Consider the following 24,967-nt stretch of genomic DNA (forward strand, 5'->3'; position numbering starts at 1 on the left):
TCGCCGTCACAAAGAGGCGTCATGCCCAACGCCGCACTTTGGCCAACAGCGGCGCGGACATTACCATATCGCATGCGGGACGGCGCGGTATACTTCTGACAACGTCGCCAGCGCTTCGTCCAAATCCGGCGTATGTTCGCCGTTGCGGCCGTTGCCATGTTTCATGCCAAACGGCATCGGCCAATCAAGCCCCACTTCGGCAAACGCCGGCGCCAGCGCGGCAATCGTGTTTTCCGTCAGCACCTTTTCCTCATCAATCAGCCCCCACCGCACCATTTCCGTTCCTTTCGCCCCGAGCGTCAATACGCCGGCAAAATCAGCGGCCACGTCCTGAATGGCTTTGGTCATTCGCGTCCGCGCTTCCAAAGGGGCATTCGTCAGCTGGACAAACCACGTATGCCAATGAAGCAAATGATAATGCAGCTCCACTTGAATTTTCGCCGCCACCTCGGCCAGCGGCGTATACGCGCTTTTTGTCAATGATTCAAGACGGATGCGCTTCGCCTGTGTATAAAAGTACTGGCGAACAACGGTAAACGCCCAATCATAGCGAGGCTCGCGCAAATAATGCCCCGGGCCGTTCGCCCGTTCGAGCAAAACCGCATTGCGCCGGGCCGAAGCCGGACGTGCGTGCGCCAGTTCGTCGGCTGATCCACAGCCAAGATCTTCAAGCAGCTGATAATACATGGCCGCATGCCCCATCGTATCTTGGCTGATGGAAGAAAACGCAATATCCTCCTCGATATGCGGCGCCAACCCAAGCCATTCCGAGCCGCGGTAGGCAAGCAAAAAATCATCATCCGCGAGCTGAAACAATAGCTCGACAAGCGCCTCTTGACCGTCTGGATGGAAGTGAATCGGTTTTTCGCTCATCGCCGAATCTCGCCTTTCCATGACAAAATTTCCTTCTCATCAAGCACGTTTTGCTCATATTTGCGCCATCGTTTCTTTAAATCCCCATATCCTCGCGTCAACCGGTAATCTTTGTTGTCAAGCCGCTTGAGCGCTGCTTTTTCCTCCTCACTCATCCGCCGGATATAGTCCCGCTTCACGACCCAAAGGTCCGCGACCGGCTCGCGGCGCATAAAGTTTTCCTGCGCCATCACGAGCGCGATCTCCTCATTGGGGGCAAGCAGACTGAATTGATGCTGCATCGGCGCATCCGGCGCTTTGCGGCTGAACACTTCAAACACTTGATAAAATCCTTGTTCTTTCCCCGCCATGGCCATCCCTCCTCATCCGGCCGTCCGTACGGCGCTGAGCGCCTCGCGCACCCACGCGTTCTGCTTGTATGCCGTCCGCCGAAGCTCAAGCCGCTCCTGCGACTTCGGCCCGTTGTTGCGGATGATTTGTTTAAACTTCTCCCAATCCGGCTGCCGGTAAATCCATTGGCCCTTCTCTTTGTCAAAATGCATTGTCTCATCAGGAATCTTCAGTCCGAGCGCCCAAATGCGCGGCACATATTTCGTAAAGAAGTCTTGGCGCAGTTGTTCATTCGTTTTCGTGCGGATGCGGTATTTGATCGTGATGTCTTGCTTCGAAGTTCCCGTCGTATCGGCCGTGGGCGGGCCAAAAAACATGAGCAACGCCTCCCACCAACGGTTGAGCGCCTCTTGCAGCATCTCTTTCTGCTCCTTCGTCCCTTCGGCGAGCGCCAAAATGATCGACTCGCCGTGCTGGGCGTGAAACACTTCCTCGGCGCAAATGCGCTTCAGCGCCCGCGCGTACGGTCCGTATGAGGCATCCAGCATGTTCGTCTGCGTCATAATCGCCGCTCCGTCGACGAGCCAGCCGATCAACCCGGCGTCCGCCCATGTCGGCGCTGGCATATGAAACACGTTATGAAACTTCAACCGTTCGTTCAATAAATCTTCGATAATATCTTCCCGCGTTTTGCCGAGCGGGGCCATCAAATCTTCCGCCACCCGAAGCAGCAGCTGGCCGTGCCCCATCTCATCCTGCACTTTCGCCATGATGCCAAGCTTGCGGCGCAGCGACGGCGCTTTCGGCACCCATTCTTTTTCCGGAAGCGCTCCCATAATTTCACTCACCGCATGCATCGCAATGAGCTTGATCAGCGTCACCCGATACTCATCCGGCATCCAGTCATCGGCTTCGATCTTTTCCCCCGCCTCGATGCGCTGCATAAACCGTTCGTATTTCTCCTCATCTGACAGGCGGGTGAACGTCATCATAGCCGCCATCCCCCATCCACCTCTCGTTTAAAATATATAACGTTTGTTTAACGTTATTATATTTTAATGTTATATATTTTGCAATCGTTTTTTTTTTTCTCTAGTCAGATGGATTGCGGCGCTTCAAGATGGCGGCGGTCAACGATGCGAACCGCTTTCCCTTCCGAGCGCGGGAGCGTTTTCGGCGAATGGAGACGGACGTCAATCGAAATGAGACAGTGCGTTTTCAACAATGACTGAATGCGCCGGGCAAGCAGAGCAGCCTGCTCGCTTTGCAAATCTCCGCCGACCTCGCTGTAAAAACGATCGGTCACTTCCGCATGCAGCTCGAGCGCTTCCAAATGGCCGTGGCGGAGACGATGCAGCTGATAGTGCGGAGCCAGTTCCGAGACGCGAAGCAGATGGTGCTCAATTTCCGACGGGAACACATTGACGCCGCGGATAATGATCATATCATCAACCCGCCCCTTGACCCGCGACATGCGCGCCGTCGTCCGCCCGCAAGCACAACGCTCTCTCGTCACGGAAGCGATATCGCCTGTCCGGTAGCGGATGACCGGGAACGCCTCTTTCGTCAAGCTCGTAAAAACAAGCTCTCCTTCTTCCCCTTCCGCCACCGGCTCGAGCGTTTTCGGGTCGATCACTTCGACAAGGAAATGGTCCTCGGCGATATGGAGGCCGTTTTGCGCTTCATGGCACTCCATCGCCACCCCCGGGCCGATCACTTCACTCAGTCCGTAAATGTCACATGCCTTCATATCAAACGTCTCTTCAAGCGTGCGCCGCATTTCCTCGGACCACGGTTCCGCACCGAAGATGCCGTATTTCAGCGATGTTTGCCGCGGATCTTTGCCCAGTTCTTTCATCCGCTCGGCAATGTTCAATACATAGGACGGCGTGGCGCAAATGACGGTCGGCTGAAAATCTTCAATGATCATCACTTGCCGGTCGGTGTTGCCTCCGGATACCGGCACCGTCACCGCCCCAAGCCGCTCGCTGCCATAATGCAGTCCAAGGCCGCCGGTAAACAGCCCGTATCCATAGGCGTTGTGAATCACATCCCCCGGTTTCCCGCCAGCGATGACAATCGCCCGCGCCACAATGTCGGCCCAATGGTCAATGTCCTGTTTCGTGTAAGCAACCACCGTCGGTTTGCCGCTTGTGCCGCTTGATGCGTGTACACGGACGCATTGGGAAAGATCCACCGCGAGCAAGCCAAACGGATAATGATCCCGCAAATCCCGCTTTGTGGTAAACGGGAGTTTGCGTACATCCTCAAGCGTGCGAATATCCTCCGGCTTCACTCCCTTTTCATCAAACCGTTGCCGGTAAAACGGCACCCGCTCATACACACGCTCCGCCGTCGCCCGCAGCCTCACAAGCTGGAGCGCCTCCAGTTCGCTGCGCGCGGCCGTCTCAATGTCATGCAAAATCATCGTTTCCGCCCCCTCTTTTAAAGCGCTTTCATAAAAACAGAAAATACAAAACTATATAACGTTATGCAAACGTCATATATTTTTGTCATGATATCTAATTTTAAAATAGGCTAAATATTTGAAAATGTCAACATATTTTCAGGCCGACAAAGCTGTAAAAAAAAGAGGCGATGGACGCTCCTTTCCAAAATAAATGAAAGAGGCGGAAAAACCGCCTCTTTTGATCCTGATCGTCTAATGGCGTCCCTCGCGCGCTTGGAAGGGGACAACGCTCTTACAGAAATCCGCTAAATCTTCATAATCCCCCCCGTGCTCGCCGATGTGACGTGTTTCGAGTAGCGGGCGAGATACCCGGTTTTCACTTTTGGTTCAAAGCCTTTCCAGTTCGCTTTCCGGCGTTCGAGCTCTTCATCGGACAGCTTGACGTTGATCGTTCGTTTCACCGTATCGATCTCGATGATATCGCCGTCTTGGATGAAAGCAATCGGTCCGCCTTCCGCCGCTTCCGGTGAAACGTGGCCGACGGACAAGCCGCGTGAGGCGCCGGAAAAGCGGCCATCGGTGACAAGCGCTACCTTCGTACCGAGCCCCATGCCGACGATTTGCGACGTTGGCGCAAGCATTTCCGGCATCCCTGGGCCGCCTTTTGGTCCTTCGTAGCGGATGACGACGACATGACCCGGCTTGATTTTGCCGCTGGCGATGCCTTCAAGCGCCTCTTCCTGCGAATCAAACACGATCGCCGGACCTTCATGGCGCGTGATGCCGCCTTGGACCGCGCCGGTTTTGATGACGGCGCCGTCCGGCGCTAAGTTGCCGAACAAAATGGCGAGCCCGCCCGTTTCCGAATACGGGTTGTCAATCGGGCGGATGACATCGTAGTTTTTCACTTCGCAGCCGGCGATGTTTTCACCGAGTGTTTTGCCGGTGACGGTCAGCGTATCTAAATGAAGCGTGCCTTCTTTTTTCGCCAGCTCGTTCAACACCGCCGAGACGCCGCCGGCTTCGTGCAAGTCTTCAATGTAATGCACATCCGACGCCGGCGCGAGTTTGGCCAAATGCGGCACCCGCGCGGCGATTTCGTTGATGCGCTCAAGCGAGTAGTCGATGCCGGCTTCGTTGGCGATCGCAAGCGTATGCAGCACCGTATTCGTCGAGCCGCCGAGCGCCATATCGAGCGCGAACGCGTTGTCGATCGCTTTTTCCGTTACGATGTCGCGCGGTTTGATGTCATGTTCGATCAAATACATCAGCTGCTTTGCCGATTGGCGGACAAGCTCTTTGCGCGCTGGGTCAACCGCCAAAATGGTGCCGTTGCCTGGCAAAGCGAGCCCGAGCGCTTCAGCGAGACAGTTCATGGAGTTGGCCGTAAACATGCCCGAACACGATCCGCACGTCGGACAGCCGTAGCGTTCGAGTTCTTCGAGCCCTTTCTCATCGAGCGTTCCGCCTAAATACGCCCCGACCCCTTCAAACACGGACGAGAGCGAAATTTTCCGCCCGTCTTTCGTCACACCAGCTTTCATCGGCCCGCCGCTGACGAAAATCGTCGGGATGTTGAGCCGCATCGCCGCCATCATCATCCCTGGCGTAATTTTGTCGCAGTTCGGAATGCATACCATGCCGTCAAACCAGTGCGCCGAGATGACCGTTTCGATCGAATCAGCGATGATTTCCCGGCTCGGAAGCGAATAGCGCATCCCGATATGCCCCATGGCGATGCCGTCATCAACGCCGATCGTGTTCATTTCAAACGGCACGCCGCCTGCTTCGCGAATCGCTTCTTTCACGATTCTCCCAAACTCTTGCAAGTGAACGTGCCCCGGAATAATGTCGATGTACGAGTTGACAACCGCGATGAACGGTTTGTCAAAATCCTCCTCTTTCACGCCGGCCGCCCGCAACAAACTCCGGTGCGGGGCGCGGTCGAATCCTTTTTTGATCATGTCGCTGCGCCGCTTTTTCATGTCCTGGTCCCTCCATCGTGCAGATTGCTAGGTTGCTAGTATTGTACCACTTTTTCTAATAAAAAGACAATTATCTTTATTCTGAATGCGTTTTCATGATCTACTCCGCGAAAACGAGTCAGAAAAATCAGCCGCTCCTCTTGACAACCGGAGCATTTGGCGTCATAATTTCTTACAAATTATAAATCGCAAGTCTATCCTTGACAATGAAACAACGAGAACGGCACGGGATTAGTAAACCGAGGGAACGCGCCAGAGAGTGGAACCCACAGGCTGGAAGGTTCCTCGCGGGAAGCCGGTTGAACCTGCCCTAGACGGCCGCTTATGCAAACATAAGCCGCACGCCTGCGTTACAGGCTAGAGGGGGCGCTTTGTGCGTCAAAAAAGGTGGTACCGCGGAACGCTTTTCCGTCCTTTTGCAAAAAAGGAGGAAAAGCGTTTTTTATTGGCCGGCCGCTTCGCAGGACGGCTAGGCAATCCAACTCATGCCATTCAACACGCAAAGGAGGGAGGAACGCGATGAAACGGCAGCGCGTGGTGGTCAAAATCGGCAGCAGTTCGCTCACCGATCCGAAAGGCGGCCTTTGCCATGACAAGCTGTTCGATCACGTTGAGGCGATCGCTTATCTCAAACAGCTCGGCCATGACGTCATTCTCATCACGTCCGGCGCTGTCGCCGCTGGTTTCGGACCTTTAGGCTACCCGGCGCGCCCGACGACAATCGCCGGGAAACAGGCGGCCGCGGCCGTCGGGCAAAGTTTGCTCATGCAGGCGTACAGCTCGGCGTTCGCCCAATTCGGCTTTACGGCCGCTCAGCTGTTGTTGACGCGCAGCGACTTTTACAGCCGCGAGCGGTTCCGCAACTTGTTTGCCACGATCACCACACTGCTTGAGAACGGCGCCGTGCCGATCATTAATGAAAACGACTCCGTTTCCATCGAGGAATTGACATTTGGCGACAATGACATGCTTTCGGCGCTTGTCGCCGGCTTTTTGCACGCTGATGCGCTCATTTTGCTTACGGACATTAACGGGTTGTATGACGCCAATCCGAAAACGAATCCGCAGGCGAAAAAATACGCCTTTTTGCCGGAAATCACCGATGAGATGATCGAAGCCGCCGGCGGCATCGGTTCAGCCGTCGGCACCGGCGGGATGCGCTCGAAGCTTCTCGCGGCTCGAAAAGCACTCTCGTTTGGCGTCAGCGTGTTCATCGGCGCAGGGAGCGGCAAAGAAAAACTGGCTGATATTTTAGCTGGAAAAGGAGACGGCACGTACATCGGCGCTCCGTTTCCGAAACAAATGCAAATGCGCAAACAATGGATTGCTTATCATGCTCCTGTCGCCGGCACGGTCACGGTCGACAGCGGGGCTGAGGAAGCGTTGCTTATGCGTGGGAAAAGTTTGCTCCCCGCTGGCGTAACAGCTGTTTCCGGCGATTTTCACGCCATGGATGTCGTGGATGTCATCAATGAAAAAGGGATCACGATCGGACGCGGCCAAGTGTATTATGCCGCCGCCGATTTAGAGAAAGTGAAAGGACTTCCAAGCGAGGAAGCTCGGCAATATTCCTACCTTCACCGCCCGGAAGTCATCCACCGCGACAATTGGGTCACGTTGCGAAAGGAGAGTGTATCGAAATGAGCGAACTGCTCGAAAAAGCCGAACGGTTGAAAACCGCCTCACAAACGCTCGCCATGCTGTCAGCGGAGGAAAAAAATGCGGCGTTGGAACAGATCGCCCAAACCCTTGACCGCGAACGCGCCTTCATTTTGCAAGAAAACGAGAAAGATATGGCCCAAGGCTGCAAACAAGGGCTGTCACCGGCTTTGCTTGACCGGCTCCAACTCACAAATGAACGCCTGGACCAAATCATCGACGGCGTCCGCCAAGTCGCCTCGCTTCCTGACCCGGTTGGAGAAATCATCGCAGAGTGGACGCGGCCAAACGGGCTTCGCATCCAAACGGTGCGCGTGCCGCTTGGGGTCATTGGCATGGTGTACGAAGCGCGCCCGAACGTGACGGTCGATGCGGCGAGCCTTTGCTTGAAAACGGGCAACGCGGTTTTGCTTCGCGGCAGCACATCAGCGCTTCATTCGAACAAAGCGCTCGTTCGCGTCATGAAAGAGGCGCTCCGCACGACGACCGTTCCGGAAACGGCGATTGAACTGCTCGAAGACACAAGCCGGGAAACGGCCCAGCACATGTTTCGCCTGAACGAGTATTTGGACGTTCTCATCCCGCGCGGCGGAGCCGGGCTCATCCGCTCGGTCGTCGAAAACGCCACCGTGCCGGTGCTTGAGACCGGCGTCGGCAACTGTCATATTTTCATCGACGAATCAGCCGAGCGGCAAATGGCGATCGATATCGTCCTCAACGCCAAACTGCAGCGCCCATCGGTCTGCAATGCCGTCGAAACGGTGCTCATCCATGAGCGTTGGCCATATGCCGACGACTTGCTTGAGACGCTTCACGCCCGCAGCGTCGAATTGCGCGGCGACCAACGTCTTGCCTCCGCCTATCCATTTGTCAGCGAGGCAACAGAAGATGACTGGTATACGGAATATTTGGCGCCGATTTTAGCGGTCAAACTGGTCGCCGATGTCGACGAGGCGATTGGCCACATCCGCCGCTACGGGACGAAGCACTCGGAAGCGATCATCACGGAAAACGAGGCGAACGTCCGCCGCTTTTTTCAAGGGGTCGACGCGGCTGTCTTGTACCATAACGCCTCAACCCGCTTCACGGACGGCGAACAGTTCGGCTACGGGGCGGAAATCGGCATCAGCACACAAAAGCTGCACGCCCGCGGTCCGATGGGGCTTGTCGCCATCACGACGACAAAATCGCTCGTGTACGGGACGGGGCAAATTCGCGAGTAAAGCCAAACTAGACGCGGGCTTCTTCTTTACAGACATGCGAGCAAGAAAGCCCACTATTTGGCCCGTTATCGATGTATGAATCAAATGGCGAAACGATCGACCACATAACACAATTAGGATCAGCAACGAATCGAAGTGCTTTGTCCGTGCTTACAGACCTGCGAGCGAGAAAGCCCACTCCTTGAGGGGTGGGATGAAAGCGAGCCGTTTTCTGAATATTGAATGATCCTGAAAAAGCCAGCGTAGGAACGAAATCGTTGTTTTTCAAAGGGAGCCAATGCGCCTTCATTCGCCGACGATATGCGGCTTTGCGGCGAACGTTGGGCAAAGCCAAGAAGCTCCATATGATTCGCAAAATCGGCCGCAAAGAGTCCCGCTGGATGAAGGATCAAAATCACAAAATCAGCCGTCAAATCGTGAATGTTGCGCTCGCCAACGGTGTTGGCGTGATTCGGATGGAAGCGTTGACAGGGATTCGCAAGCGAGCAAAATCGGCCAAAGAAGCAGGACGAAGCCTTCATTCTTGGGCGTTTCATCAACTGCAAACGATGATTGCCTATAAAGCCGAAATGGCAGGCATTCGGGTCGAGTGGGTGAAGCCGACCTACACGAGCCAAACGTGTAAATGTGGGCATCGGGAAAAGGGAAATCGCAATGGCATCCACTTTCAGTGTAAACAATGCGGATACACCCTCCACGCCGACTTGAATGGCGCGATCAACATCGCCAAAGCGATTTCGGGCTTTGTCGCCGAACCTAGCGCACTGGTCACAGGTGCGCCGCCCATGGGGATACATCGTAACCCGATGGGACGGGGTGATGACACACCCCTGAAGCTTTTGCGTTGTCTGAACCAGAAATGGAGGAGGACGCAAACGACCCAAGAATCCCACGCCCTTTAGGCGTGTGGAGTGTCAAAGACCGGGAATGAGAAATTGATTTGATTTCGCGTGGACATTGTTTGATTTCCAGCGAATTCACAAATTAGTTGTGTATCTCTTCAAGCAGCGTTTAAACTGATGATTGAACGGGCGAAGAAAAATAACACAAAAGCCTCTTCTGCCTTTGTGGGCGAAGAGGCTTGTTTCACTTCAATGCTTTGTACCAGGTTCGCTTTTTTTCATCATTCCTAAGAGGCTGGTGATTTAGTACAAAATGCTGCTAGTTCCAACTATTTCTCAATTAGAAAAACCTTACGAAATCACCCTTCTTTTTTGGCGAAATGCCGCTGATTTGCTCATGACAACCGTTTTTCACCGGCCTTCTAAGCGCTCTCTTTTAGGATGCAACCCAATTCTCCTTAACATGTCAGCGCAGATCGAAATCATCCAAATCATTTTTCATTTTTTTCCACAAACACCCAATAGCGGCTGCCGATAAAATTCACCGCCATCCCGGCTATCGTCGCCGCCATTTTCGCCAGCCAGAGCGGCGTGAACAGTTCGCCCGCCAATAAGACGCCAAGCGACACGCCAAGCGACAACCCGTTGACGACAAGAAAACGCAACAATTCCCCGATGTTCGCCTTTCGTTTCACTTGAAACGTCCATAGCCGATTCCAAATGTAGCTGTTCGCCATTCCGGCACCGTAGGAAACGACTTGGGCGGCCGCCGCCGGAGCGCCTGCGGCAGTCAACAGAAAAAAGACGGCGAAGTCCACCGCGGTATTGCTTACCCCGACGATGGCAAATCGCCATACGGTTTGTTTTTCTTTACGAAATGTATGAAGGCTTTCGTTCATGTTTCGTCCTAACTCCCCACGTTTCATTGATGACATAAAGCGGACGCTCTTTCACTTCATCAAAAATGCGGCCGATATACTCTCCAATCACACCGAGCATGAGCAGTGTCACCCCGTTGCAAAGAAGCATGGCGATCAAAAGCGACGCCCAACCGGTGACCGTTGAGTGGGTGAACCACTTTAAGTAAAGAACGAAAATGATGCCAATGGCGCTCGCCGCCGACAACAAAAAGCCAAGCAAACTGGCCAGCTTCAGCGGCTTGTATGAAAACGAGGTGATGCCATCAAGCGAAAACCGAATCATGTTTTTGAGCGGGTATTTCGTCTCGCCGGCGAAACGCGGCTCTCGCTCGTATTCAACCGCCGTCTGCCGGAAGCCGACCCAGCTCACCACCCCCCGGACAAAACGGCTTCGCTCCCTCATATAGCGTAGCTGATCGCACACCTTCCGGTCAATGAGGCGAAAATCGCCCGTATCGACCGGAATGTCGATTTCGGTCGCCGCCCGCAACAGCCGATAAAACACATACGCTGTCCATCTTTTGAACACTGTCTCACCCTTCCGCTTGACGCGCCGGGCATACACCACTTCATACCCTTCCTTCCAACGCTTGATCATCTCCAAAATGAGCTCAGGTGGATCTTGCAAATCGGCGTCAATCACGATGATGGCTTGTCCGGAGGCATAGTCCATCCCCGCGGTAATGGCGATTTGATGGCCGAAGTTGCGGGAAAAGTCAATGTACTTCACTGTGTCATCCTTCACGGCTAATTCCTTCAAGATATCCAGCGTCTCATCCGTGCTGCCGTCGTTAACAAACAACAGCTCATACGGCCCGTCCGTCTGCTCCATCACCGCTTTCAGCCGCCGGTGCGTCTCGCGGATGACAAGCGCTTCATTATACACAGGAACAATGACAGAATAGGTCACCATTTATTTTCCCTCCTTCATCCACGTTCGTTGATCTTTTCCTTCGATTAGCCATTGTACACATACAACGTCATTCCTCCGCGGCCCATGCCGCCGATGGCCGCGCTTTGCCCACCACCCCATTGTGACGACGGCACTTCTTTGCAATGCGTTTGGATCCATTGAACAAGCTCATTGTTGCCGAGGTCCTCTCCAGAAAGAAGGAAATACTTCACTTCGCCGTTTTGGGCCATCTGCTCCAGCTTCTCGGGGGTCAGCACCGGATCGGTTCCTCCGAATCCGCCCATCGCCATCACCGCGCGATCGGTGTGAAGCATCATCTCCGCCGCTTCGGTTGCCCGAATGGTCGCGGCCAAATATTTTGCTTTCCCAGCGTGTTGTTCTAAATAGACCACCAAGGCTGCCAACGAACTGTTGTCCCGAAGCCGGTTTCCGTCCTCCGCGACCCGGTGCTTTGCCCTTCCTGCAAGCGCCCACCTTGCCCCGCCGGCATCCCAGCAGCCGGCATGGCCGCTCCTTCCCGACGCAAATCCGGTCCGGCATACGGAATCGTGCTGTTTGTCCCGTCCAACACGGGCGTCAACGACCAACACGCCGGCAGCGCAAGCAAACCAAACAGCGCGGCCGCGTATACAATCCGCCGCCAACGCTTCCGGAAGCAGCACACTAAAGTCGCTGACCCCGAACACTTTCGCGCTCAACGCCTGCGGCCAAATCGCCACCGGCGGCTTGTCAACTGTAATGAATCCGGCTGGATCTAACGCGGCAAAGAAAAACGCCTTCCAACTTGCGGCCATGCTTTTCGCCGCCGCCGTATAATACGCATTGGAACCACTGTTTCCAATTTGATAGAAATGCAAAAAAGCTGACCAGACCATGATCGCGATGATCCATCCAGTTTCTGTCGTTTTTTCCTCATGGACTCTCCCTTTCCGTCGTGCTCTTTGTTTTCTAACGGTTACGTTACATAGTGTTGGTGAAAGTTTGGTGAAAAAGATGGAGCGGGTGGACAAGGTTTTCATTTTCCTGATAATGATCATGTGCTATGATAAGGGTAAAGGAGGTGAATCGTGTGGAAGGAGCCACGATCGTGCAGCAAATTTTAAAGGCGCTTGACTTGCATTCCGATAAAATCCGTCAACAAATGAAAGAAATGGAAGATCGGCTGCGCACTGAAATTCAAGATACAGAAAATCGATTGCGCGCCGAAATCCAAGACACAGAAAATCGACTGTATGCCAAAATCCGCGAGACGGAAGACCGGTTGCATCAAAAGCTTATGGATCTGGAAAAACGCACCGACGCTCGATTTGAACGTTTAGAAACGAAAATGAACTATTGGCGTCTTGAATGGTCAGAAACGCAGGAAACCGTCGACTTCCTCGCCCGCAAAACCCTCCAACATGAGCGAAAACTCCGTTCCCGAGCTGGACAAAACGAAATCTCTTAAAAACGAAAAAAGCCAAACCGACCGCCGGCACTTTCCTGCTTGACGGTCGGTTTGGCTTCTCTATTTCGTTTCTCGCCCGTTTTACTCGAGACGGATTCTTCTTTGAACAGGCGCTTCCTGTGAGGATTATGGTGATGTCGAATGGAGGCAAACGTTTTTCCCCTTTTTATTCCGCTCCCTGCTGCTTTGCGATGTTCACACGCGAAAACGCCTCTCTCATCACCTCATACGACCGTTTCAGCCGCTCATGATAGCGCGGCGCCTCCCACACCGGCCACGCATACTCATAAAATCGCTCCGCTGGCAGCACGTCCCCGTTCATGGCTGGGAAAGAAAACGAATCGTCTCCATCCTCAACGTACAAACCAAGGCGAATGCCTTCAACGATGACACGGCTTTTGAGCCCGCCTTTCGACCACATGTCGCCCATCACCTCGCGCCGGCTCGGGTCGGTGACATTGAAGAGCGCCCACGGCAGGCGGATTTCATACATATCGCCGCTAGGGCTGACGCTGATATCGGCGAGTGAATCGTACGCCGCATCATCCGGGTTGGCCGTGCCAAACCGCAACATCCCCGTTTCATACGAATCAAACGGCACGACCTTGCCGCGGGCTTCTTCCAATTTTTTATTCAACGTCAGGCGAATCGGGTGGTAGACGCCGTTATCTTTCCCGCTGGCGTACGGCGCCGCCGGCATCATGTTCAGCCCTTTGCCGTAATGGTAGTAAAACGTGTCATAGTAGCTGTCGACAAGCAGCCGGGCGCTCTGTTTTCCATGGATGACCAAGGCAAAGTCAATTCCCGCTGTCCGGACGTCAAAAAGACCTGGCAGGCGCGATTGCCCTTGGTTCGGGATCGTGTCAAACGCGATGTATGTCGTAGTGTCATCGGTGATGCGCCCGCTGTCAAGCCGCACATACAAATACCCTTCATCGCTTGTGACGTACAGCGCCCGCTTGCCATCCGTCCAGGCCGGCCGGATTCCGTTGAACGTCCAATCGTCTTTCCGTCCGTCCACCTTGATCATCGCGGCCGCGCTCGGGCCCGGCTCAAACCGAAGCAGCCCAAAATGTTGTTCGTTCGTCTGCGCGTTCAGCCAAAACGGCCGCCTATCCGGGTTGTCATAATCCATCGTGTTCCACGTCCGCTTGAACCACTCATCCTGCCAGGAAAACAACAACCCGCCGGCCATTCGCTCATGAACGATGTCCTCAAACAGCTTGCGGTCGATTGACCCTTGTTCTTGTTCCGACAAAAATCCTTGGTTTTTCCCGTGCACGTTCCGGTGCGCCATGCCCCGTGAAGAAGGAACGCCGAATTCGGCGACCAAAATCGGCATCCGGTGCACCGCCTTCAGCTCATGCAAGTAGCCAGCATAGCTGTTGTTCTCGCCGCGTTGGTCAACATAGCTGACGTACTTTTCCTCACGATTCAAAAAGTCAGGGTAATACGGATAAATGTGGTATGACGCAAACAGCCCGGTGTGCAGCTTGTCGGTGGCATGCATCACATTCGGGTTGACGGAGACAAGATCTTCTTTGACAAGCGGCTCGGCCGGATGGCGAAGGGGATCGGTCGTCGCCCAGTTCGTGAAACTGACCGGCCGCTGCCAGCCATATGTTTCCGTTTCATACGCCACCGCTTCGTCGATCGCGCGGGCCAGCCACACTTCAAACGGACTCGCCCCTTTCGTATAAATGTAAGCGCCGCGGTAGTCGCCCTGCTTATGGTGTTTCTTGTTCGTTGCCGCCACCACTTCCGGATCCCATTCGACACCGAAAATCCAACCGAGAACGTATGGGGAAAGATCGTATCGGTACACCCCGCCGGCATGCCCCGGCCGTTTCGCAATGCGAGCGCTGCCGTGAACGATGTCGATCGTGCGGCGGATCTCGGTGTGAAACGCCTCGTTCACTGCAGGCGCCCACACATCCTTCGTGCGAAGCATCGCCGCTTCATCGATCCAGACGCCGTGAAACAAATAAAGCGGCTGCTTCGCTATTTGATTGTACTCGTAAAGCGCTTCGTAAAAAGCCGGCGGGTGGATCGTATAGACGCGGATGGCGTTCGCGCCCATCGCCCCGATGTACTGCAGCCAGCGGAAATATTCCTCTTTGGTAATCTTCGTTTCCCCAGGGAAGGCGCCGGGTTTGCTGATGCCGAGGTTGACTCCTTTGATCAACAGCGGCTCCCAGCGCCCGTTGCGGTATACTTGAAGGTAGTCGCGCCCGACCGTTCCCGACAGGCGGATGCCGGCCTGTTCCGCCGTTTGAACAGCGGCCCGCGGCTTCCCTTCCTCTTCATATGTCTTCGTTTCCCGCAATATCGCCTTCATCATCGGCACATACGCCTTCCAATAAAACGCCGTGCCATCATCCGGACGGTTGCCCGCCGTCCATTTGCGCCACACGTCCAGCCCGACCGTCTGGTAAACGGACGGCAATTCTCCTTGATCGGCGTAATCGCCGCAAAAATAGTACGACTGATACGTCCGCGCCTCGTGACGGACAACGGCCGGAAAGGAAAACGGCAGCCCGATCGCCCGCAGCTTCTCTTTGCCGCGTTCGGAAAGCGACAGCGTGTATGTCGCCAGCACCCCGCGCCCGTCGATCGGCGTGACGATGTCAAACCAGTACGAATACGGCGCCCGCACGCTCTTTCCCCACTGCGCTTCCCCTGCTTTTGTAGACGAAAACACGACACCGTCCGTCCCTATATCGCGCCGGTCAAGGACAAGGAGCCGATCCGTTTCATCCACCAACACCATGCCCGGGCCGCGAAACGCAAACCGTTTTCCGTATTGCGCTTCGTAGTTTTCTCTCACCCACACCGGCACTTCTCGGCTTCCCAAATCCGGAAAATAGCGGCCGATCCAACCGGTCCACTCAAGGCCAAACAACTGCGCAAACGATGCGCGCACCTCTTTTTCCGTCGGATGGGCCATCGAGTTGAACTCGGCGATCAACGTTTTCCCGCCTTGGCGGGCAAACTGCCAAAGCGCCTTCATCTCCTCCTCATCAAGCCCGCCGTGCACTTTCGCCGACCGCGCCCCGTCCGTTCGCTTTCGGATGAACTCTTCTTCATATACACCGTACGTGTCGGCGATATAAACAGCATCATACCGGGCCATCGCCTTTGGAAACGGCCGCACGTCGTACGTTCCCTCTTTTTTCGGCACAAACCCGGCATAATCACGCGCCGTCTCATACCGCTTCCCGTTGTCGTGAACGTATTTTTGCTGATTGAGCAGCCAAATAAGCCCTTGATGCTCGCGGTACGACCGATCCGGCACGGTGTGATCGACGATAAGCAAATCGAGCTTCGTTTCCGGCTTCAGCCACCAAAGCCAATACGGGGCGGACAGAAGCAACACCGCCAAGACAAGATACACATAAAGCCAACTGAACACCCGCTTCTCCATCTCCCCACTCTCCCCGTTCCCTCCCTATTTTCCTTATAACAGAAGGAAGGATTGTCCAGCAAGAATGAGCGAATTTTCCTATGCGGTCCATCGCCCTTCAAACCATAGCGAAAAAAAAAAAAAAAAAAAAAAAGCAAGCCCCTTGCCAAGAGCTTGCCCGCCGTCATGCCCGTCTTAGGGGGCTGGTGATGTAGTGCGACATCCTATACTACTCATTCCACCCATTTCTCAATTAGAGAAGCTCCGCAGACTGATGAAAATGCCGCCGATTAGCGCGCGGAAGCCGTTTTTCACCTGCCTTTTAGCGGTTTGGCTCATAGACGTCCCATGTCCATTTGATCGACTCGACGATTTGCTCGGCCGCCTGTTCCGCTTCCAATTCGTTGATCACGACACGCGAGTGATGAAGGGCGTAAGCCGACTGCCGCTGGAAAAAGAGCTGCTCCACTTCTTCAAGCGTCTTGTTTTTCAGCACCGGACGGCTGTCGACAATGAGCGGCAGCCGCTCCTCTTTCCAATGCTCCCACGACAAGTCAAGGAAAAAGACGATGCCATGAGCCAAACAGGCGCGCCGCACCTCTTCCTGCAAGTACGCGCCGCCGCCGAGCGAAAGAATTTTCAGCCTTGTATTTGTGCACAAATCAACGATCAGTTGGCGCTCAACCTGCCGAAAGTACGCTTCCCCTTTTTGCGCGAACATCTCCGGAATCGTCATCCCGTGCCGCCGCTCGATTTCCGCATCGACATCGATAAAGTCGCGGTACAGCTTTTTCGCAACCAGCTGCCCGATCGTTGTTTTCCCCGCTCCCATAAAGCCGATCAAAATGATGTTTCGCTCGCGGAGCGGGATGGCCGTTTGCTTATTCATGATGAACTCCCCTTTCTCCCCCAACCGGCAGGTACCTGTTTTTCCGTATCCATATGCGACAAGAGGGCAAGCCATAGACAACCGATTATATCCCTTGCCAAAGCCGGTCACCGGCTATACTTTCGCAAAACCGACAGCACCATCCGCACGTCCTCGATCGGAATTTGCCCCGGAGCAGAGCTTTGGTTTCCGACAGCAAACGTCACTGTCGAGCCAAACAGCCATCCAGCCAGCCGAGTAATGGCGCCAAGCTCGCCCATCGCCATCGTAATGAGCGGAACGGACAGCTCATGCCGTGCTTCCTCCGTCGCCTGCAACAAGACAAGCACATCTTCCGGCGATTTAGGCGTAACCGCCACCTTAACGATATCGGCACCGTACCGCTCAGCTTGACGCATGTCAGCCACGAGCGTTTCTTTCGACGGAGTGCCGTCAAAATAGTGGCGCGACACGATGAGACGAATGCCGCATGCTTCCGTCATGCGGCGCACGTCGGTGATGCGTTCCCCATAAGCTAGCTCATAATCTACCAAATCGATTGCCCCGCTTCGACAGATTGCTTCGATCAACTGCCGCACTTCCGCTTCATTGAGTGGGATCAGCTGTCCGCCTTCCCGCTCGGAACGAATTGTAAATAAAATCGGGATCTCTCCTGCTATGTTCCGCAGCCCTTTGGCCGTCGCCAATACGCGCTCTTGGTCATCAATCGCCCGAAAAAAATCAGCCCGCCATTCAAGCAAATCCGGTTGCTTCCGGCACACTTCCGCCGCCTCGCGCAACACTTGCTCGGCGTCAGCCCCGACAACAGGAACGCAAATGCACGGCTCAGTGCCGCCGATCCATGTATTCCTGACCCTAATGACCTTCAATGAAATATTCATCGATGGTTCCCCCAATCATGTTTGTCGAACAGAAAGCGGCGGCTAGCCGCAAAAAAACCTACCAAGTGGGCAGAACAGCATGGCCCATCTGGATCTCGCGATGGCTCTGCCACGCTTATACAAACCGAAAGCAAATTGCTTTTTATTATAATCCGATTGTCCCCCCTCTCTTCCCGCCGTGCTTCAATCGTTTCCTTTTCCGCTCTTCGCAAGAAAAAACGACCGGCCACGTTGAACGCCTAGAAGACTGGTGACTTAATGAAAAAACAGCTCAAAACCAGCTCTTCTCAAGTTGAGCAGCTCTGTAAAATCATCTCTTCTTTCCTGATGAACTCCATCGATTTGGTCAAGACCATCGTTTTTCAATCGTTTTTCACCGGCCTTCTAGCTCTTTAGTAGAAAGATTAGCAAAAAAATCATTGTTCAGCAATCTTGTACGCTGAACCATCCACATTTTTCTGCATTCGCTTGGTTTTCGCACCTCGGTGAGCATCGGAAAATCAAACGTTGAAGATTTTACGCGACAGACGCCTTTTTTCACCCTTGATCCGAAGAACAACGTACAAAAGTACATTTGTTGGAAATATTCAACGATTTAGGTTAGAGAATGACATTCATCTCTCGCTTATTTTGGGCTACCCCCCGTACAAAATGGAAGCGGGAGTCCTCTGTCGGAAAATAATAAAGAGCGAACATATGACTACCACCAATGTCCAAACGTTTTTTCTTTCTAAATCATATGCCAGCTTCTCCCTCAAGACGGACTTTTCCTCTTTTGGACGCAGCCATTCGGCAATGCCCTTAAAACATGAAAAAACCCGGAAAGACGGCAAAAAACAGTCCTCTGGGTTTTCGACATAACGATTCCCTTCTCGCTTATTCATTGTCACTTACGTCCTCTCAACGAGACCCAACTTGATCAAGAGCACCTTTGTTTTACTATTGATTTTCTAAGGCAACAAAAGGCTGTTTTGCCCCCTTGCACCCCTCGAAAATAAATGTGGTTATGTCAACTTGTACAGTTGACTGAAATCATCAATCGTCCAAAAGCTTGATAGATCAATTATTTCTTTCGATAATCGAAGAAAAAATCCTCATGCACACCTCTCCCGTTTTTGCAGCCATTTTGGGGTGTACAAAATGGGGAAAAGGGCACTTCTGCTCACCGTTGCCGAAGCACCCGCTCAAGCCCCGCCGCCACGCCGTCCTCTTCGTGGGAGCAAGTGACGATGTCAGCCTTCGCTTTCAACTCCGGCGCGGCGTTGGCCATGGCGACGCGGCAGCCCGCGACCTCGAACATTGACAAATCGTTATGGCTGTCGCCAAAGGCGACTGTATCGCACAAGTCGATGCCGTAATGGGCGGCGAGCTGCTTGAGCGCCTCGCCTTTCGTCGCCCGTTCGTTGTTCATCTCAATGTTGTGCGGGTGCGACGAGGTGACCGTGACGCCGGGGAGCGCCGCGAAACGGGAGGCCGCATCACGCAACCGCTCGCGGTCAAGGGCGAAAATAAGCAGTTTGTATAAGGTCAGCTGTGGATCGTCCCACACCGTGCGGATGTCGTCGACATACGTCACCCGCGCTTGCTGGAACTGCTTGTTCACGAGCCACTTCACATCCGGGGCCGCATCGGCCATCTCGGAAGCGAGCGATTCCCATTGGGCGCGGTTGTGCAATCCGACGTACACCGCATCACCTGTGTACGTCTCGCAATACAAATCGGACTGTTTGCGCACCCACTCAAGCGTCGGGCGGACCGCTGTCCGCGCAAGCGGCGCTTCGCCGATGACCGTGCCGTCCTCAAGCGTCACAATCGCTCCGTTTAAGCTGGCGATCGGACAGACGAGGCCCGCCTCACGAAGCGGGGCGAGCGCGTCTTTGCGCGCCCGCCCGGTGATGACGGCGACGATATGGCCTTCCTTTTGCGCGGCCATCATCGCCTTTCGATTGCGCTCACTGATTTTGCCTTCTCCGTTTAATAGCGTTCCGTCCATATCAAGTGCAATCAACATGTTCATCCCTCTTTCTGCGTCGTGCAAAGCGCTCCTAGAAAAACGGAGTCCTGGCAGAAGCAGCGGGCTAGTGGAAAGCCGGAAATTCCCGCGCTTTTCACTCCGTACCCCAGCGCCTGCCCCCATCATCTCCTGTTCTGCATCTCTTTCTCCTGTTCGGCATCACTGTCGGCTTCTTCTTAGATCGCAAACTGTTCAAACAATTCCCTCACTTCATCGGAACGAGGGGTTGGGCCTGTGCTCATATTCACACCCAACTCGCGCAAAAGCGGCGCCAGCAACGGTCCGTGTTCCTTCGTGACGCGCACATGGCTCGGCACACACCCGAGCGCGCGGGCAAATGCGAGAAAACTTTGTTGCAGCGTCTTCGCATCCGTCTGGCCGCGAAACACCTGATGATGCAAAATGACGCCGCTCGCCGCATCGGCGGCCAACACCAGCAACGGAAAATACGGGCGCTCCCAGCGCCGTTCCTGGATCGGCCTGTTCACATAAGCGACCGAAAACTCCACGAACAGTGGGGCTCGCTCGAGCGTCTTGGCCTTTGCCAACTCGTCCGTGCCGATGTCAAGCGCGGATGTTTCCTTTTTCTTTGCCTTCGGGGGAGGCACCCAGCCGTCGCGCCAATGAAGCCCATCCTCTCTCCGTTCGGCGATCCGGGCAAACAATCGGTTGCCGCGAGCGGACGAAGCTAGGAACAGCTCGCCATCGCGCAGCCGCTCGGCGACAACGACCGCTTGTTCCAATGCCATAGCCGCCCATGCCGCTTCCTCTTCCGAAAGAAACCATGGATAATATCCAGGAACAAAACTGCGGAACATCGGCAACAGCTGTTTTCCGCTCACCGGAATGTGATGCTTCCTCAACAGCGCTTTGTCGTCTCTTTCTAGGTGGTTTCGAGGCGCCAACGACACAAGCAATGCGCGTTCTTTAAACACAGCGTCTTTTGGATGCAACGTTCCAGATAAAATATCTTGCAAGCATGCATACCCTTCCTCACCCATGTAAATGACAAGGCCGTACTCCTGGCCAAGCGCCCCGATCACCGTACAATACAACGATTCCCCATCAGGAGTCACCACGGCAAAAATTTGATCATCGTCCATCCATGTCCACGGGGCCAAGTCCCTGTAGGCGAGCGCTTGATCGAACAGCGTTTTCCATACATCCTGTTCCACTTCTTCGACTCTGCCTTTGCTTGCGGCTCGTTTCGTTTTTTTCGCCTCACCTTCTTCCTTCACCACTTTTCGTTGAAACGGGGCGAGCGCCACATTCACGTTCGCCGTCAGCTCCGCTGTGCTCATCTCTTCCTCTATGGCTTGCACTTCTCCCCAGCTGTCCTCTTTCAAACCCACTCGCACGGCCTTGATACAGCACGGATACAACGCGTCGGGAACTGGATCGACGATCTTTTCCAAAACGATGTCATGCTCCCACATATCTCCAAAATCATATACGTATTGGGCGCGGTCACCTTCTTCGACAAACCATTGCCCGATCGTTTCCTCCCGCTCATCATAATCGGCGCCGTCCCACCCGGCTGCTTCGTTGCCGATTTCAATGCGCAGCCGCGCCGTTCCGCCGACCTTCGTTATATAAAACGTATGCAAGTGCTGGTCCATCCAGCCGAACGCTGCCTGCAACACGCGATGCAACTCGGCGAACGTCATCTCCCCCGGTACAAGCAACCGGCGCCAAATGGGAGGGCGTGTATGCTTCAATTGCACTTTGAGTTGATAAATCATTCTCTTCTTCCTTTCTCATTGGCTTGTCTTGTCCTCTATTATAACAGATCAACGGAAACATGATGAAATCTTCCCTTTTTTCATAGTATAATAGATGAGAAAAATTCTCAATGAAAGCGAAGGGATGTGCATGTGGATCGTTTATGCTTTGCTGGCGGCGGTGTTTGCGGCGCTGACATCGGTGCTGGCGAAAATCGGCATTGAGAACGTGAACTCCCATCTAGCGACCGCCATTCGCACCGCCGTCGTGCTCGTGCTCGCATGGATGATCGTCTGGATGACAGGGGCTCATCACGGCCTAAAAGCCATTTCGACGAAAAGCTGGTGGTTTTTATGCTTATCTGGAGCGGCGACCGGATTGTCATGGCTTTGTTTCTACAAAGCGATCCAAATCGGCGATGTCTCGCGCGTATCAGCCATTGACAAATCAAGCTTGGTGCTGACGATTTTGTTTGCGGCTATGTTTCTCGGCGAACCACTGTCCGCGAAAGTGGTGATCGGGGTGTTGCTCATTACCATCGGGACATTGATCATGATGTTTTAGCCAGCCGCCTGCTCAAGCGTCTAGCCTGTTCTTCTGGAAGCATTGCCATCATGCCCAAATTTGGTATTTTTCCATCAAGCCTATAGACAGGACGATCCAAAAGATGTTATGATAGTTCTCATAATGACCAAGAGCTTTTCTCGCCCCTCCACATCATTTCGGCATAGAGGACAGCTTTTGGGATCACCTCATTAAAAAATAAGGTCTTCGTTGCGACCAAGAGTGTGTGAATGGCTTCGCCGCTGCTTGTCAAACGGAGAGTAGTTTGAAAGGAGATCACTGAATGAATGATTTTCACCCGTTCGGCTGGTACGCGGCGAAAATTGCCCCGCATTTGCCGAAAAAAGCGTTTCAACCTGTGAAGTCCCGCTTGTTTGGAGGTCTGGCTTATGTAGGGCTCGTCATCGCCGGCATCCTCGCTGTATCACTTTTTCATCTTCACCCGGTATGGAACCTCCTCATCTCTGTTGTGCTTGGTTTCAGTTTTGCCGCGTTAGGATTTTTAGGACATGAAATTTTGCACGGCACAGTCGTCAAAACGCCATGGCTGCGCGATCTTCTCGGAGCGATCGCCTTTTGGCCGCTTTGCACCGGTCCGAAGTTGTGGCGAAAATGGCATAACGCCAGCCACCATGTGCACACCCAGCATGAAGAAAAAGACCCGGACGCGTGGCCAAGCATGGAGAAATTAGCGAAAAGCCGCCTGCTCTCTTGGGTATACCGCATCCCGTTTCCGATTCGCGCTTCTTTCGCTTTTAGCTCGTTGTCCGTGATGTTTACCCTTCACTCGATCCGGATGCTGTTTTACTTTTTTAGAGACTTTCGCCGGAAGAACCGCGCGGTTGTCCTGTTTCAATTTTTCTTGCCTTGGGCGACATGGCTCGGGCTGTTATGGCTTGTCGGCTGGGAAAAATGGTTTTTCGCCTTTTTGCTTCCGCTGCTCGTCGCCAACACGATCGTCATGAGCTATATCTCAACAAACCACCGTCTCAATCCGTTAGTGCCGGTCAACGATCCGTTGGCCAACAGCTTGTCCGTCACGGTGCCAAAGTGGGTGGATATCCTTCACTTCAACTTTTCGCACCATACCGAACATCATCTCTTTCCAGCGATGAGTTCGAAGTACTATCCGCTCGTGAAAACATACATCAAACAAATGTGGCCCGACCGCTACCACGAAATGCCGATGGGAAAAGCGTTGGCCGCCCTTTGGAAAACGCCGCGCGTCTACTACGAGCAACATGAGCTCATCGAGCCAAAGCAAGGCCATGTGTACGGCACGCTTGGCAATGGGTTGGATCCCGACCGGATTGTGCATCGCGAGCTGGAAACAGAGAAACAACCGCGCTCAGCTAAAAAACGGGCAAAAACAAAAAAAGCAGCGGGGCAAGGGAATTTGTAGAAAGGATTGGCTTTGCAACAATCAGCCACCTTGTGATTCTCCTTTTGGATCATCGATCAAGAAGCGGCGGAGAAGGGAAAAGAGCGCTTTTCTTTCTGCAAACCCGCGTTTCCGTGTATGTGCGCACAACCAAAAGGTGCCCCGTCATGTGGGACACCTTTTTTCATTGCCCATCAGCGGCAGCGGTCGAGGCAAGCGGCCAGCCGCTTCTCAATGTCGGCCGCGATTTCCTTCAAAGCAGGATCGTTCATCATGCCAACGAGCATCGTCGGTTTCGGCATGCCGATTTTCGTTGTGCCGTTTTCTTGATAGACGACGAGTTTGCACGGCAAAAAGTAGCCAACCAAGAGGTTTTCGTTTAGCACCCGAGCCGCTTCTTGCGGGTTGCACACTTCTAAAATGACCATCGGCGTGGAAAAATCAAGCCCTTTTTCTTGCAGCTTCTCGGTTACGCTAAACTGCCAGAGCACGCCAAATCCTTCTTGTTTCAAGCTTTCTTCCAAACGCTCGATCGTTTCGTTCATGCCCGTTGACACGTCAACCGTGTAATGGAACATCGCTCATTCTTCCCTTCGTTATGTTTTCCCGTTGTTTAGCATGCCCAAATCGATCGCTCACCATCACGCAGAAAACGGACGGCGACACATGATCAGTTCCAGCGTTCACATGTCTTTTCCCGTGACCCGTCGCCTTTCAAGCGCTTCGATCATAAAATATCCACCCAAATTTTCACCGCCGTCGCCAAAATCAACACGGCAAGGATGACTTGCAGCACTTTCGTGTTCATTTTTTGCCCCGCTTTCGCCCCTAGCGGAGAGGCAAGCAAGCTCGCGACGACCATGATGAGCGCCGGGATGTAATCGACTTGGCCGGTGGCGATTTTCCCGAACGTAGAGCCAATGGAGGAAATGAACGTAATGGCCAAAGACGTGGCGATCGTCATTCGCGTCGGGATTTTCAGGACAACGAGCATGACCGGCACAAGCAAAAACGCCCCCGCCGCCCCGACGATGCCGGACCCGACGCCGATCAGAAACGCCAAGGCGGCCGCCACCCCTTTGTTGAACGTCACTTGGTCAAGCGGAATGTCATCGATCCCTTTTTTCGGCACAAACATCATGATGGCCGCCAATGCCGCCAAGATGCCGTAAACGACGTTAATCGTTCCCTCGCTCATCAGCTTCGAGCCATAGCCGCCGACAAAACTGCCGACCAAAATGCTTATCCCCATATACAAAATGAGCGATTTATTCAAGTAACCGCTTTTTCGATACGCCCACACGCCGCCGATCGTGGCGAAAAACACTTGCACCGCACTGATCCCCGACACTTCATGGGCGCTGAACGCCGCCAGCCCAAACAACGGGGGAAGATACAGAAGCATTGGATATTTAATAATCGACCCGCCGATCCCCACCATCCCAGAAATAAACGAACCGACAAAACCGATTAAAAAGATGACAATGAGAAATGCGAGCGAAACATCCATT

At 53.8% G+C, this 24,967-nt stretch carries 19 protein-coding genes and 2 pseudogenes; 6 read left to right on the forward strand and 15 right to left on the reverse strand.

Going from position 1 to position 24,967, the window contains the following annotated elements; translation table 11 throughout:
• Positions 1-60: 60 nt before the first annotated feature.
• The 5 genes from paaC to ilvD form a co-directional block, all read right to left on the reverse strand.
• Positions 61-894, reverse strand: a complete 834-nt coding sequence (gene paaC, locus GYMC52_RS10130) for a 1,2-phenylacetyl-CoA epoxidase subunit PaaC (protein WP_013145050.1) — start codon at positions 892-894, stop codon at positions 61-63.
• Positions 870-1,223: a 1,2-phenylacetyl-CoA epoxidase subunit PaaB gene (paaB, locus tag GYMC52_RS10135; RefSeq protein ID WP_011231529.1), complete on the reverse strand. Its 354-nt coding sequence runs from the start codon at positions 1,221-1,223 to the stop codon at positions 870-872. Before paaB ends, paaC begins: the two co-directional genes overlap by 25 nt.
• 12 nt (positions 1,224-1,235) lie before the next feature.
• Positions 1,236-2,204 carry a 1,2-phenylacetyl-CoA epoxidase subunit PaaA gene (gene paaA, locus GYMC52_RS10140; protein WP_013524007.1) on the reverse strand — a complete coding sequence of 323 codons (969 nt, stop codon included), beginning with the start codon at positions 2,202-2,204 and terminating at the stop codon, positions 1,236-1,238.
• Positions 2,205-2,299: 95 nt separating this feature from the next.
• A complete protein-coding gene (gene paaK, locus GYMC52_RS10145; RefSeq protein ID WP_013524008.1) occupies positions 2,300-3,631 on the reverse strand; it encodes a phenylacetate--CoA ligase PaaK in 1,332 nt (443 codons plus the stop codon).
• A gap of 287 nt (positions 3,632-3,918) precedes the next feature.
• A complete protein-coding gene (gene ilvD / locus GYMC52_RS10150) occupies positions 3,919-5,598 on the reverse strand; it encodes a dihydroxy-acid dehydratase (RefSeq protein ID WP_013145048.1) in 1,680 nt (559 codons plus the stop codon).
• Between the two features lie 519 nt (positions 5,599-6,117).
• Here ilvD and proB point away from each other — a divergent pair.
• The 3 genes and pseudogenes from proB to GYMC52_RS10165 all read left to right on the forward strand — a co-directional run.
• On the forward strand, positions 6,118-7,242 hold the full coding sequence (gene proB, locus GYMC52_RS10155; protein ID WP_013524009.1) for a glutamate 5-kinase: 1,125 nt from the start codon (positions 6,118-6,120) through the stop codon (positions 7,240-7,242).
• Positions 7,239-8,480: a glutamate-5-semialdehyde dehydrogenase gene (locus GYMC52_RS10160; protein ID WP_013524010.1), complete on the forward strand. Its 1,242-nt coding sequence runs from the start codon at positions 7,239-7,241 to the stop codon at positions 8,478-8,480. The genes proB and GYMC52_RS10160 overlap by 4 nt, the downstream gene beginning before the upstream one ends.
• Before the next feature lie 236 nt (positions 8,481-8,716).
• Positions 8,717-9,382 (forward strand): annotated as a pseudogene (locus GYMC52_RS10165) (RNA-guided endonuclease TnpB family protein); the annotation flags it as partial.
• A gap of 431 nt (positions 9,383-9,813) precedes the next feature.
• Here the strand turns inward: GYMC52_RS10165 and GYMC52_RS10170 are convergent.
• The 3 genes and pseudogenes from GYMC52_RS10170 to GYMC52_RS20360 all read right to left on the reverse strand — a co-directional run.
• A complete protein-coding gene (locus tag GYMC52_RS10170) occupies positions 9,814-10,221 on the reverse strand; it encodes a GtrA family protein (RefSeq protein WP_013524011.1) in 408 nt (135 codons plus the stop codon).
• A complete protein-coding gene (locus GYMC52_RS10175; protein WP_013524012.1) occupies positions 10,193-11,155 on the reverse strand; it encodes a glycosyltransferase family 2 protein in 963 nt (320 codons plus the stop codon). The genes GYMC52_RS10170 and GYMC52_RS10175 overlap by 29 nt, the downstream gene beginning before the upstream one ends.
• 638 nt (positions 11,156-11,793) lie before the next feature.
• Positions 11,794-12,030, reverse strand: a pseudogene (locus GYMC52_RS20360) (glycosyltransferase family 39 protein); the annotation flags it as partial.
• Between the two features lie 194 nt (positions 12,031-12,224).
• Here GYMC52_RS20360 and GYMC52_RS10185 point away from each other — a divergent pair.
• Positions 12,225-12,602, forward strand: a complete 378-nt coding sequence (locus GYMC52_RS10185) for a hypothetical protein (protein ID WP_013524013.1) — start codon at positions 12,225-12,227, stop codon at positions 12,600-12,602.
• Between the two features lie 166 nt (positions 12,603-12,768).
• Here GYMC52_RS10185 and GYMC52_RS10190 read toward each other — a convergent pair whose 3' ends face one another.
• The 5 genes from GYMC52_RS10190 to GYMC52_RS10210 form a co-directional block, all read right to left on the reverse strand.
• The gene (locus tag GYMC52_RS10190) at positions 12,769-16,026 is read right to left on the reverse strand and encodes a hypothetical protein (RefSeq protein ID WP_013524014.1); all 3,258 of its coding nucleotides are present in this window, start codon (positions 16,024-16,026) and stop codon (positions 12,769-12,771) included.
• Positions 16,027-16,327: 301 nt separating this feature from the next.
• On the reverse strand, positions 16,328-16,894 hold the full coding sequence (locus GYMC52_RS10195) for a shikimate kinase (protein ID WP_013524015.1): 567 nt from the start codon (positions 16,892-16,894) through the stop codon (positions 16,328-16,330).
• A gap of 107 nt (positions 16,895-17,001) precedes the next feature.
• Entirely contained in the window at positions 17,002-17,775 is a 774-nt protein-coding gene (gene aroD / locus GYMC52_RS10200; protein ID WP_013524016.1) for a type I 3-dehydroquinate dehydratase, read from the reverse strand.
• Positions 17,776-18,937: 1,162 nt separating this feature from the next.
• Positions 18,938-19,786: a Cof-type HAD-IIB family hydrolase gene (locus GYMC52_RS10205; protein ID WP_013524018.1), complete on the reverse strand. Its 849-nt coding sequence runs from the start codon at positions 19,784-19,786 to the stop codon at positions 18,938-18,940.
• Positions 19,787-19,965: 179 nt separating this feature from the next.
• Positions 19,966-21,531 (reverse strand): plasmid pRiA4b ORF-3 family protein, encoded by a 1,566-nt coding sequence (locus GYMC52_RS10210; protein ID WP_013524019.1) that lies wholly within the window; start codon positions 21,529-21,531, stop codon positions 19,966-19,968.
• A 130-nt stretch (positions 21,532-21,661) separates the two neighbouring features.
• Here GYMC52_RS10210 and GYMC52_RS10215 point away from each other — a divergent pair, with 130 nt between their 5' ends.
• Positions 21,662-22,075: an EamA family transporter gene (locus GYMC52_RS10215; RefSeq protein WP_013145025.1), complete on the forward strand. Its 414-nt coding sequence runs from the start codon at positions 21,662-21,664 to the stop codon at positions 22,073-22,075.
• A 283-nt stretch (positions 22,076-22,358) separates the two neighbouring features.
• Positions 22,359-23,477: a fatty acid desaturase family protein gene (locus tag GYMC52_RS10220; RefSeq protein WP_013524020.1), complete on the forward strand. Its 1,119-nt coding sequence runs from the start codon at positions 22,359-22,361 to the stop codon at positions 23,475-23,477.
• Between the two features lie 173 nt (positions 23,478-23,650).
• Here GYMC52_RS10220 and GYMC52_RS10225 read toward each other — a convergent pair whose 3' ends face one another.
• The gene (locus GYMC52_RS10225; RefSeq protein WP_013145023.1) at positions 23,651-24,034 is read right to left on the reverse strand and encodes a DUF302 domain-containing protein; all 384 of its coding nucleotides are present in this window, start codon (positions 24,032-24,034) and stop codon (positions 23,651-23,653) included.
• Positions 24,035-24,183: 149 nt separating this feature from the next.
• Complete coding sequence (locus GYMC52_RS10230) at positions 24,184-24,966, reverse strand: sulfite exporter TauE/SafE family protein (protein WP_013524021.1); 783 nt, start codon at positions 24,964-24,966, stop codon at positions 24,184-24,186.
• Position 24,967: the final 1 nt, after the last annotated feature.

The organism is Geobacillus sp. Y412MC52 (genome assembly GCF_000174795.2).
Taxonomy (GTDB): Bacteria; Bacillota; Bacilli; order Bacillales; family Anoxybacillaceae; genus Geobacillus; species Geobacillus thermoleovorans.

Excerpts from the sequence above, each read along its gene's own strand:
- paaC (WP_013145050.1), bottom strand. The coding sequence starts at position 894 with ATGGAAAGGCGAGATTCGGCGATGAGCGAAAAACCGATTCACTTCCAT.
- paaB (WP_011231529.1), bottom strand. The coding sequence starts at position 1,223 with ATGGCGGGGAAAGAACAAGGATTTTATCAAGTGTTTGAAGTGTTCAGC.
- paaA (WP_013524007.1), bottom strand. The coding sequence starts at position 2,204 with ATGGCGGCTATGATGACGTTCACCCGCCTGTCAGATGAGGAGAAATAC.
- paaK (WP_013524008.1), bottom strand. The coding sequence starts at position 3,631 with ATGATTTTGCATGACATTGAGACGGCCGCGCGCAGCGAACTGGAGGCG.
- ilvD (WP_013145048.1), bottom strand. The coding sequence starts at position 5,598 with ATGAAAAAGCGGCGCAGCGACATGATCAAAAAAGGATTCGACCGCGCC.
- proB (WP_013524009.1), top strand. The coding sequence starts at position 6,118 with ATGAAACGGCAGCGCGTGGTGGTCAAAATCGGCAGCAGTTCGCTCACC.
- GYMC52_RS10160 (WP_013524010.1), top strand. The coding sequence starts at position 7,239 with ATGAGCGAACTGCTCGAAAAAGCCGAACGGTTGAAAACCGCCTCACAA.
- GYMC52_RS10170 (WP_013524011.1), bottom strand. The coding sequence starts at position 10,221 with ATGAACGAAAGCCTTCATACATTTCGTAAAGAAAAACAAACCGTATGG.
- GYMC52_RS10175 (WP_013524012.1), bottom strand. The coding sequence starts at position 11,155 with ATGGTGACCTATTCTGTCATTGTTCCTGTGTATAATGAAGCGCTTGTC.
- GYMC52_RS10190 (WP_013524014.1), bottom strand. The coding sequence starts at position 16,026 with ATGGAGAAGCGGGTGTTCAGTTGGCTTTATGTGTATCTTGTCTTGGCG.
- GYMC52_RS10195 (WP_013524015.1), bottom strand. The coding sequence starts at position 16,894 with ATGAATAAGCAAACGGCCATCCCGCTCCGCGAGCGAAACATCATTTTG.
- aroD (WP_013524016.1), bottom strand. The coding sequence starts at position 17,775 with ATGAATATTTCATTGAAGGTCATTAGGGTCAGGAATACATGGATCGGC.
- GYMC52_RS10205 (WP_013524018.1), bottom strand. The coding sequence starts at position 19,786 with ATGTTGATTGCACTTGATATGGACGGAACGCTATTAAACGGAGAAGGC.
- GYMC52_RS10210 (WP_013524019.1), bottom strand. The coding sequence starts at position 21,531 with ATGATTTATCAACTCAAAGTGCAATTGAAGCATACACGCCCTCCCATT.
- GYMC52_RS10215 (WP_013145025.1), top strand. The coding sequence starts at position 21,662 with ATGTGGATCGTTTATGCTTTGCTGGCGGCGGTGTTTGCGGCGCTGACA.
- GYMC52_RS10220 (WP_013524020.1), top strand. The coding sequence starts at position 22,359 with ATGAATGATTTTCACCCGTTCGGCTGGTACGCGGCGAAAATTGCCCCG.
- GYMC52_RS10225 (WP_013145023.1), bottom strand. The coding sequence starts at position 24,034 with ATGTTCCATTACACGGTTGACGTGTCAACGGGCATGAACGAAACGATC.
- GYMC52_RS10230 (WP_013524021.1), bottom strand. The coding sequence starts at position 24,966 with ATGGATGTTTCGCTCGCATTTCTCATTGTCATCTTTTTAATCGGTTTT.